Source organism: Pseudomonas sp. yb_2 (assembly GCF_043103905.1).
In the GTDB taxonomy this organism is placed as follows: domain Bacteria; phylum Pseudomonadota; class Gammaproteobacteria; order Pseudomonadales; family Pseudomonadaceae; genus Aquipseudomonas; species Aquipseudomonas alloputida.
The window spans coordinates 173,276-181,563 of record NZ_JBICKH010000059.1; the positions used below are offsets into that span (position 1 = coordinate 173,276).

Sequence of the window (8,288 nt, forward strand, 5' to 3'; positions counted from 1 at the left end):
GGCTTGCCCGCGAAAGGCCGCGCAGCGGCCTGCGGGTTTTGCAAGACAAACCTGATGGAGCCGAACCATGAGCTATCACCTGATCATCGGCGACAAGCTGTACTCCTCCTGGTCGCTGCGTGGCGCCCTGGCCCTCGAGCTGGCTGGCGTGCCCTACGAAGAAACTCTGATCAAGCTGAACCAGCCTGATACCCGCCAGCGCATCCTCGCTTTCTCCTCCACCGGCAAGGTGCCGCTGCTCAAGACCGAGCACGGTGTGATCGCCGATTCCCTGGCCATCGCCGAATACCTCAACGAACAGCACCCCGACGCCCAGCTGTGGCCTGCCGACGCAGTCGCCCGCGCCCAGGCCCGTTCGGCTTGCGCGCAGATGCACAGCGGTTTCTTCGCCCTGCGCGGTGCCATGCCGTTCGACCTGTCGCGTGACCAGGCGCTGGACACTGTGCCGCTGGACGTGCAGGTCGATATCGACCGTATCGTCGCGCTGTGGTCCGAATGCCGCGTGGTGGCCAAGGACAGCGGCCCGTTCCTGTTCGGCAAGCCAAGCCTGGCCGATGCCTTCTTTGCCCCGGTGGCGGTGCGCCTGCGCACCTACCGCGTAGAAGTCCCCGCTGAGGCGGCAGCCTACATCGAGACCATTTATCAGTGGCCAGCCTTCCAGGCATGGCAACAGGCAGGCCTGGAGGAGCGTAAAGCGTGAAACGGATTCATGTAGTAGCGGCCGTCATTCGCGGTGCTGATGGCCGTATTCTGATCGCACGCCGTGCCGATACCCAGCACCAGGGCGGCTTGTGGGAGTTCCCCGGTGGCAAGGTGGAAGAAGGCGAAAGCGTCGAAGCGGCGCTTGCCCGCGAGTTGCGCGAGGAGCTGGGCATCGAGGTAAGCCACTCGCGTGCGCTGATCAAGGTCAGCCATGACTACCCGGACAAGCAGGTGCTGCTGGACGTGCGCGAGGTCGAAGCGTTCACTGGCGAACCCCATGGTGCCGAAGGCCAGCCGCTGGAATGGGTTGCCCCGCGCGATTTGCCGCAGTACGAATTCCCCGAGGCCAACAAACCGATCGTCGCCGCTGCGCGCCTGCCGGACCAGTACCTGATCACCCCGGATGGGTTGGAGGTGCCGCAGCTGCTCAAGGGCATCCAGAAGGCGGTGGCCAATGGCATTCGCCTGATCCAGTTGCGTGCCCCGGACATGTACGACCCCAAGTACCGCGACGTGGCGGTGGATGCGGTCGGGCTGTGTGCGGGCAAGGCGCAGCTGATGCTGAAAGGGCCACTGGAATGGCTGGGTGATTTCCCGGCGGCCGGTTGGCACCTGACGGCCGCGCAGCTGCGCAAGTACGCCGCCAGGGGCCGACCGTTCCCCAAGGAGCGCTGGTTGGCGGCATCCTGCCACAGTGCCGAAGAGCTGGCGCTAGCTGAGCAGATGGGCGTGGACTTTGTCACCCTGTCGCCAGTGCAGGCGACCCAGACTCACCCAGAGGCGGTGCCGTTGGGATGGGATGAGGCGCAGCGGTTGACTGCCGGGTTCAACAAGCCGGTTTACCTGCTGGGTGGGGTAGGGCCGAGTGAGCGCGAGCAGGCCTGGGAAGCCGGGGCACAGGGTGTAGCCGGGATCCGGGCGTTCTGGCCCGAGGTTTGAGTCAAGGGGCTGCAAAGCAGCCCCCTTTAGTATCAGCCTTCAGGTTTGGGGGCGGGCTGCCACAACACTTCTGCAATGCCTTGCCGCCGCCCGATGATCCGTGCTGCCACAAAGAGCAGGTCGGAAAGCCGGTTGATATACGCCAGACCAACGCCTTCCAGTGGCTCCATGGCATTCAACTGCTGGCACCGGCGCTCTGCACTGCGCGCCAGACTGCGGCACACATGCGCCTGCGCCACCAGCGCCGAACCACTGGGCAGAATGAAGTTTTTCAGCGGCCCCAGCTCTTCGTTCCACACATCGATGGCCGCCTCCAGGCGTTCCACTTCTGCCAGGTTCAACGCCTGGTAACTGGGCATCGCCAGCTCGCCACCCAGGTCGAACAAGCGGTGCTGACACGGCGCCAGCACTGTGGTCACTTCATTCAGCCCATGCTCGGCGAGCCCCGCCAGCAGCAACCCCAACTGGCTGTTCAGGCTGTCCACCTCGCCAATCGCTTCGATCCGCGGGTGGTCCTTGGGCACCCGACGGCCGTCGCCCAGGCCGGTTTCGCCTTTGTCGCCGGTGCGGGTATAGATCTTCGAAAGGCGGTAGCCCATGTCATTGCTCCGTTCTGGCCGGCACCGCCGCTGCCGGCTGGGTGAGGGGCAGGCGTAGGGTAAAGCAGGTGCCTTGGCCTGGCGTGGATTGCACTTCCATCTGCCCCTTGTGGTTGTTGGTGATGATGAAGTAGGAGACCGACAGGCCCAGCCCGGTACCCTGGCCGATTTCCTTGGTGGTGAAGAACGGCTCGAAGGTGCGCTTGCGCACTGCCTCGGGCATGCCGACGCCGTTGTCTTCGACCTGGATTTCCGCCCATGGCGGATTTAGCCGGGTGCGCAGTGTGATGCGTCCGGGCTCGCTGGGTTGCGGGCGTTGGTGGATGGCCTGGGCTGCGTTCTTCAGCAAGTTGAGCAGTACTTGTTCCAGCTCGTTGGCGGTGCATGGGACTGGCCCCAGGTCGGGGTCGAACTGGCGCACGATGGCTTGCCCCTTGAAGTCGAAGCCGATGGCCAGATCGAAGTCATTGCCGGCAATTTCAAGCGCCTGATCGATCAGTGCCGGCAGCTCGCATGGCACCAGCTGGCGGTTGCTGCGGCGGCTGAAGCTGAGCATGTGGGTGACGATCTTCGCCGCCCGGGCGCCGGCCTGCTGAATGCCGTCGAGCAGTTGCGGCACCTCGCGGCTGTCCAGGTAGCGGTTGATCGTGGCCAGGTCGATGCCCAGCTCTTCGGCCTGTTCCTGGTTGCGCGGCAGGTCGGACGACAGGCGTCGGCGAATGTTCTGCACGTTGTGCAGGATAGCGCCCAGCGGGTTGTTGATTTCGTGCGCCATGCCGGCAGCCAGCCCCCCGACCGAGAGCATTTTCTCCGATTGCACCATCATTTCTTCCAATGACAGACGCTGGGTGATGTCGTCGATACGAATGACCACGCCGCGCCCGCCGCCGCCGGTCAGTGGGTAGAAGGTCAGGGCGTAGTGGCGCAGGTCGTCGCCCTTGGGCCAGGTTACCCGCTCGATCTTCGCCACTCGATGTTTTTCCACGGTTTCCTTCAGTTGCGGGAGGAACGGCTTCAACGGCTCGAACGCAATGAACACCGGCTGGTTAAGTGCCTCGTCCAGTGGCGTGCCGGAAAGCACCGTGGCTTCGTGGTTCCATTGGGTCACGTAAAGCTGTTCGTCGAGGGCGATCAGTGCCGAGGGCATCGAGTCGATGATGCTGTTGAGATAGTTCTGGAAACCGGTGAGCTTTTTCTCGATCTTGCTGCGTACCTGTACTTCCAGTTCCAGCTTGCGGTTGGTGTGGCGGGTTTCTTCGGCAAGGCCCTGAGCCTGGTCGTAGGCACTCTGGAACTCGTCGCGGGCGCTCTTGAGCTGCTGCTCGCGGGCCTCGATGCGCGACAGCATGGTGTTGAAGGCCTCGGCCAGGCTGCCGATTTCATCGTCGTTGCCGCGCTGGGCGCGCAAGGCGTAGCTCTCTTCGCGGGTAACCTGGCGGCTGAGCTCCTCAAGCTGGTTGATCGGCTGGGTGATCAGGCGTTTGATCTGCCGGGCGATGACGATCCATAGCAGGACACTGAACACCAGGATGCCCAGGCTGGCACTGAGTGTGCCGGTGTAGAAGGCCGTGGGCAGTTCGCTGCTGGCTACCAACAGCAAATGTGCCGGTGGGTTGGCATCGCGGGGGATGCGGATCAACTGAGTGCTGCGAAACTCCATCAGGCGCCAGCCGTCGATGTTGCGAAAACGCTTGGGCAGGGCCAGCGGCTCGCCATGCTGCAACTGCGCCAGCATTCGGCCATCGCCACCGTAGACCGCGGCGGCGCGTAGCGGTGTGTAACTTTCCAGTTCCTTGAGCAGGGCACGGGCCGTTTCCGGGGTGTCGCCGGCGCGGGCTGCAAGCTGAGGATTGGCCACCAGCCGGCCGATGGTCTGCATGGCCTGGGGCGCCATGCTTTCCTGGGTGATCCAGTAGGCGGCGCTGATGAAGGTGAGGTTGGCCATCAGCAAGATGGTCACCAGCAATACCAGCAGGGCCGCCAGCAGCTTCTGCCCGACCGGGAGGTTTTCCAGGCGTTGGCGCAAGGTCATGGGCAAGGCAATGTCCGTATCCGGTTGAAGGGCCGCGTCAGTCGCAGGGCAAACCACGCGCGCGCAGGTTTTCGACCAAGCGCTGCAGCAGGTGTTCCAGCTGCGGCAGTTGCAGGCCATGACGGCCCGCAGCGCGGCAAGCATGGCCGAGCAGGTAGTGCAACTCGGTGCGCCGTCCTGCATGCACGTCCTGGTACATGGAAGAGTAGTTGGCTGCGGTGGCGAGGATTACCCGCTGCACTTCTTCCTCCAGCCCCTCGGCTGCTTGCGGCTGGCCGCAACGGCGCAGCAGGCGGGCCAGCTCGACGCACAGGGCCTGCACTTCACCCAGGTGCCCCAGCAGCCCGCCATTCTGGCAATCATGAAGCACGGTCAGCGGGTTGATGGCGCAATTGAGCGCCAGCTTGCGCCACAGGCGGGTCAGTATGTCTACTGTCCATTCTGCGGGGATACCGGCCTCGTGCAGGTCATCGAACCAGGCGGGGATCATGGGGTTACGTGGGTCGCCCAGCCAGTTGAAGCCATGGCCGGCAAAACGCACCTGCCAGTCCCCCTCGCGGAAGGCGCCTTCGGTGCTGGAGGCGAAGATGCAGCGAGCGTGAGGCACCAGGTCGGCGACTTCATCCTGGCTGCCCAGGCCATTCTGCAACAGCAGCACTTCGGCGCTCTCGGCCAGCCGTGGCGCTACACCGGCAATCGCCGGGGCAGCGTCATAGGCCTTGCAGGCCACCAGCAGCCGGTGGATCGGGCCTTGCGCTTGTGCCGTTTCGGCCGGTATGGCGTAGCGCCGGGTTTGGTCCTGCTCGACCAGGGTCAGGCCACCGGCCTGCTGATAGGCCTGCAGCCGTTGCCCGTCACGCAGGATCAGGCGCACAGCCTTGCCGGCGCGTGCCAGCCGGCAGGCCCACAGACTGCCAAGGCTACCGGCGCCGAGAATATGCCAGGTGCTGCTCATATGCGTTTCGCAACCCGTTATAATGAGCCCGCATTTTAACCTTCAAACCCAGCGCGCTCCATCTTCAGCCTGAGCGCGCTTTTATTTTGGGAGAACAACCATGCCTTCGTTCGACGTGGTATCGGAACTGGACAAGCACGAAGTGCAGAACGCGGTCGACAACGCCATCAAGGAACTGGACCGCCGCTACGACCTCAAGGGCAAAGGCACCTTCGAGTTCAAGGACAAAGAGCAGACCGTGATGCTCACCGCCGAGGAAGAGTTCCAGCTCGAGGCGATGCTGGAGATCCTGCGCCTGGCATTGGTCAAGCGCAAGATCGACGTGAAGTGCCTGGAAACCAAGGACCCCTACGCCTCCGGCAAGGAAAAGAAACAGGAAGCCAAGTTCCGCGAAGGCATCGACAAGGACCTGGCCAAAAAGATCGTTGCCACCATCAAGGATGGCAAGCTGAAAGTACAGGCCGCCATCCAGGGTGAGCAGGTACGGGTAACCGGCAAGAAACGTGACGATCTGCAGGAAGCCATTGCCCTGCTGCGCACCAAGGAATTCGACATGCCGCTGCAGTTCAACAACTTCCGCGACTGATGCGGGGGTGGCCCGGAACCCCGATGGCCAAATGATGTCCATGGGGGCCGGGGTTGCGTAATAACACGCGCGGCCTGTTCAACCGTGTACTTGCCGCTCGGCATCAGGAGATGAATATGGATTTGAACGCTGAAGTCGATCAGCTCGTCCGCCAATCCCAGACGTGGATTCCCTTGATCATGGAATACGGCAGCCGTGTGCTGCTGGCACTGCTGACCCTGGCGGTCGGCTGGTGGATCATCAACAAGGTCAGCGCCCGCCTCGGTAAGCTGGTGGGCCTGCGCAACGCCGACCTGGCGCTGCAGGGCTTCATCAGCACCCTGGCGAACATCGTGCTGAAGGTGCTGCTGTTGGTCAGCGTGGCCTCGATGATCGGCATCGAGACCACCTCGTTCGTCGCCGCCATCGGTGCCGCAGGCCTGGCCATCGGCCTTGCCTTGCAGGGCAGCCTGGCGAACTTCGCCGGTGGTGTGCTGATTCTGATGTTCCGCCCGTTCCGTATCGGTGACTGGATCGAGGCGCAGGGCGTTGCCGGCACCGTCGACAGTATCCAGATCTTCCACACCGTGCTGCGCACCGGTGACAACAAGACGGTCATCATGCCCAATGGCAGCCTGTCCAACGGCATCATTACCAACACCAACCGCCAGCCGACGCGCAAGGTGGTGTTCGATGTGGGCGTTGACTACGAGGCCGACCTGCAGAAGGCCCGCAATGTGTTGCTGGAACTGGCAAAGGACCCGCGTGTTCTGCAAGACCCGGCACCGCAGGCGGTCGTGTCGACGCTGGGCGACAGCTCGATCACCGTATCGCTGCGCTTGTGGACCAAGACCTCCGATTACTGGGACGTGATGTTCATGCTCAACGAGTATGCGCGTGACCGGTTGAAGGCCGAAGGGATCGACATTCCGTTTCCGCAGCGGGTTATTCGCGTGGTGCAGGAGACTGCAACGCAGTAATGTCGCGTTCAAGCCGGGGCCGCTTTGCGCCCCTTCGCGGGCAAGCCCGCCCCTACGAGGACATGCGTGTTCTGTGTAGGAGCGGGCTTGCCCGCGAAGGGGCGCAAAGCGGCCCCAGCTTTTTCCGACCCTGATTACACTTGCTCACAGCAATTTCCAGCCATTTCTGGCATATAGCGTGACCCCGCCCGCCACACCCGATACGCCATCATGAAACCACTGCTGTATATCACTCCTCTGCGTGCCTTGCTGTTCGGCCTGACTCTGGCCCTGTTCGAACTGCTGACCTACCTGGCCAGCGACGCGGTCATGCCGGCCATGCCGGTCGTGGTCAGCGACCTTGACGCCAGCCCCGAATTCATACCCCATGCCCTCAACCTGTACTTGCTGGGGGGCGTGGTACTGCAATGGCTGATCGGCCCGTTGGCCGACCGTTATGGACGGCGCCCGCTGCTGCTGGTCGGTTGCGCATTCTTTGGCCTGGCCTGCCTGGCTACCTTCTGGGTCCAGGACATCGGCCTGTTCAACCTGTTGCGTCTGTTGCAGGGCATTGGCCTGGGCTTTGTGGTCACCGTCAGCTACCCAGCCCTGAACGAGGCTTTCAGCGAGGCTGATGCTGTACGCATGATGGCCCTGCTGGCCAACATCGCCTTGCTGTCGCCCCTGCTCGGGCCGCTGGTGGGCACCTTGCTGCTGCAATGGCTGGACTGGCGCTGGCTGTTCGTGGCATTCGCCATCGGCGCGGTGCTGGCCTGGCTGCTGCTGTACCGGTTGATGCCGGAAACCCTGGGCGTGGAGCGCCGTGACGGCTCGCGGCTGGCGTTCACGCCGATTCACCTGCTGCCACTGTTGGCGGGCTATGGCCAGTTGCTGGGCAACCGCCGCTTCGTTGCAGGCAGTGCCGCCCTTGGGTTGGTCGGATTGCCGCTGATTGGCTGGATTGGCCTGTCGCCGGTGCTGCTGATTCACGATGAGGGGTTGAGTACCCTGGAGTATGCCTTGTGGCAGTTGCCGGTTTTTGGCGGGCTGATCCTCGGTAACCTGATCATCAACCGTATTGCCGATCGCTACCCGCTGCCAGCCCTGGTGCGTGGCGCGCTCTGGCCATACCTGGCTGGCCTGTGCCTGATGGTGCTGGCGACCTGGTACTGGCCGAGCGTGACCAGTGTGGTGGCCGGCATGTCGCTGTATGCGCTGGGGTTGGGCGTGGCCAATGCGGTGCTGTACCGCATGACGCTGTTCTCCAGCGAACAGAGCAAGGGGCTGGTTTCGGCCATGCTGGGGATGATCACCATTGCCTTGCTGGGGCTTGGCGGAGCGCTGCTGGCGATGATTGGCGCCGGTGCCAGCTTGCTGCATTTTGCCCTGGCGGCGGGGGTGGCGGGGGCGTTGGCGCTGTGGCCGCTGTGGTTTGTGGTGGGTGGGCGGCCTGGGGAAGGGGCTGTAGCTCGATAATCGGTATTGCCGGGGCCGGCCTCTTCGCGGGTAAACCCGCTCCTACACAGGGCCGCGCCGC

At 63.4% G+C, this 8,288-nt stretch carries 8 protein-coding genes; 5 read left to right on the plus strand and 3 right to left on the minus strand.

Features of this window, described 5'->3' with window-relative positions; genetic code table 11:
• The first annotated feature begins 67 nt into the window (after positions 1-67).
• Positions 68-700 (plus strand): glutathione S-transferase family protein, encoded by a 633-nt coding sequence (locus ACF8FB_RS14800; RefSeq protein ID WP_392511508.1) that lies wholly within the window; start codon positions 68-70, stop codon positions 698-700.
• A complete protein-coding gene (locus ACF8FB_RS14805) occupies positions 697-1,641 on the plus strand; it encodes a Nudix family hydrolase (RefSeq protein WP_392511509.1) in 945 nt (314 codons plus the stop codon). Before ACF8FB_RS14800 ends, ACF8FB_RS14805 begins: the two co-directional genes overlap by 4 nt.
• A gap of 32 nt (positions 1,642-1,673) precedes the next feature.
• Here the strand turns inward: ACF8FB_RS14805 and ACF8FB_RS14810 are convergent, their stop codons facing one another.
• The 3 genes from ACF8FB_RS14810 to ACF8FB_RS14820 are packed head-to-tail and all read right to left on the minus strand — an operon-like array spanning position 1,674 to position 5,227.
• Entirely contained in the window at positions 1,674-2,240 is a 567-nt protein-coding gene (locus ACF8FB_RS14810; protein WP_010952464.1) for a cob(I)yrinic acid a,c-diamide adenosyltransferase, read from the minus strand.
• Position 2,241: 1 nt separating this feature from the next.
• Positions 2,242-4,272: an ATP-binding protein gene (locus tag ACF8FB_RS14815; RefSeq protein WP_020193627.1), complete on the minus strand. Its 2,031-nt coding sequence runs from the start codon at positions 4,270-4,272 to the stop codon at positions 2,242-2,244.
• A 37-nt stretch (positions 4,273-4,309) separates the two neighbouring features.
• Complete coding sequence (locus ACF8FB_RS14820; RefSeq protein ID WP_010952466.1) at positions 4,310-5,227, minus strand: putative 2-dehydropantoate 2-reductase; 918 nt, start codon at positions 5,225-5,227, stop codon at positions 4,310-4,312.
• A 100-nt stretch (positions 5,228-5,327) separates the two neighbouring features.
• Here ACF8FB_RS14820 and ACF8FB_RS14825 point away from each other — a divergent pair, with 100 nt between their 5' ends.
• The 3 genes from ACF8FB_RS14825 to ACF8FB_RS14835 all read left to right on the plus strand — a co-directional run bounded on the left by ACF8FB_RS14825 (position 5,328) and on the right by ACF8FB_RS14835 (position 8,227).
• A complete protein-coding gene (locus ACF8FB_RS14825; protein WP_003251890.1) occupies positions 5,328-5,813 on the plus strand; it encodes a YajQ family cyclic di-GMP-binding protein in 486 nt (161 codons plus the stop codon).
• Positions 5,814-5,929: 116 nt separating this feature from the next.
• Positions 5,930-6,772, plus strand: a complete 843-nt coding sequence (locus tag ACF8FB_RS14830) for a mechanosensitive ion channel family protein (protein WP_003251892.1) — start codon at positions 5,930-5,932, stop codon at positions 6,770-6,772.
• A 210-nt stretch (positions 6,773-6,982) separates the two neighbouring features.
• Complete coding sequence (locus ACF8FB_RS14835; RefSeq protein ID WP_392509330.1) at positions 6,983-8,227, plus strand: MFS transporter; 1,245 nt, start codon at positions 6,983-6,985, stop codon at positions 8,225-8,227.
• The last annotated feature ends 61 nt before the right edge of the window (positions 8,228-8,288 follow it).

What these genes read in the sequence shown, in the direction of transcription:
- ACF8FB_RS14800 (WP_392511508.1), top strand. Translation starts at nt 68, where the DNA reads ATGAGCTATCACCTGATCATCGGCGACAAGCTGTACTCCTCCTGGTCG.
- ACF8FB_RS14810 (WP_010952464.1), bottom strand. Translation starts at nt 2,240, where the DNA reads ATGGGCTACCGCCTTTCGAAGATCTATACCCGCACCGGCGACAAAGGC.
- ACF8FB_RS14815 (WP_020193627.1), bottom strand. Translation starts at nt 4,272, where the DNA reads ATGACCTTGCGCCAACGCCTGGAAAACCTCCCGGTCGGGCAGAAGCTG.
- ACF8FB_RS14820 (WP_010952466.1), bottom strand. Translation starts at nt 5,227, where the DNA reads ATGAGCAGCACCTGGCATATTCTCGGCGCCGGTAGCCTTGGCAGTCTG.
- ACF8FB_RS14825 (WP_003251890.1), top strand. Translation starts at nt 5,328, where the DNA reads ATGCCTTCGTTCGACGTGGTATCGGAACTGGACAAGCACGAAGTGCAG.
- ACF8FB_RS14830 (WP_003251892.1), top strand. Translation starts at nt 5,930, where the DNA reads ATGGATTTGAACGCTGAAGTCGATCAGCTCGTCCGCCAATCCCAGACG.
- ACF8FB_RS14835 (WP_392509330.1), top strand. Translation starts at nt 6,983, where the DNA reads ATGAAACCACTGCTGTATATCACTCCTCTGCGTGCCTTGCTGTTCGGC.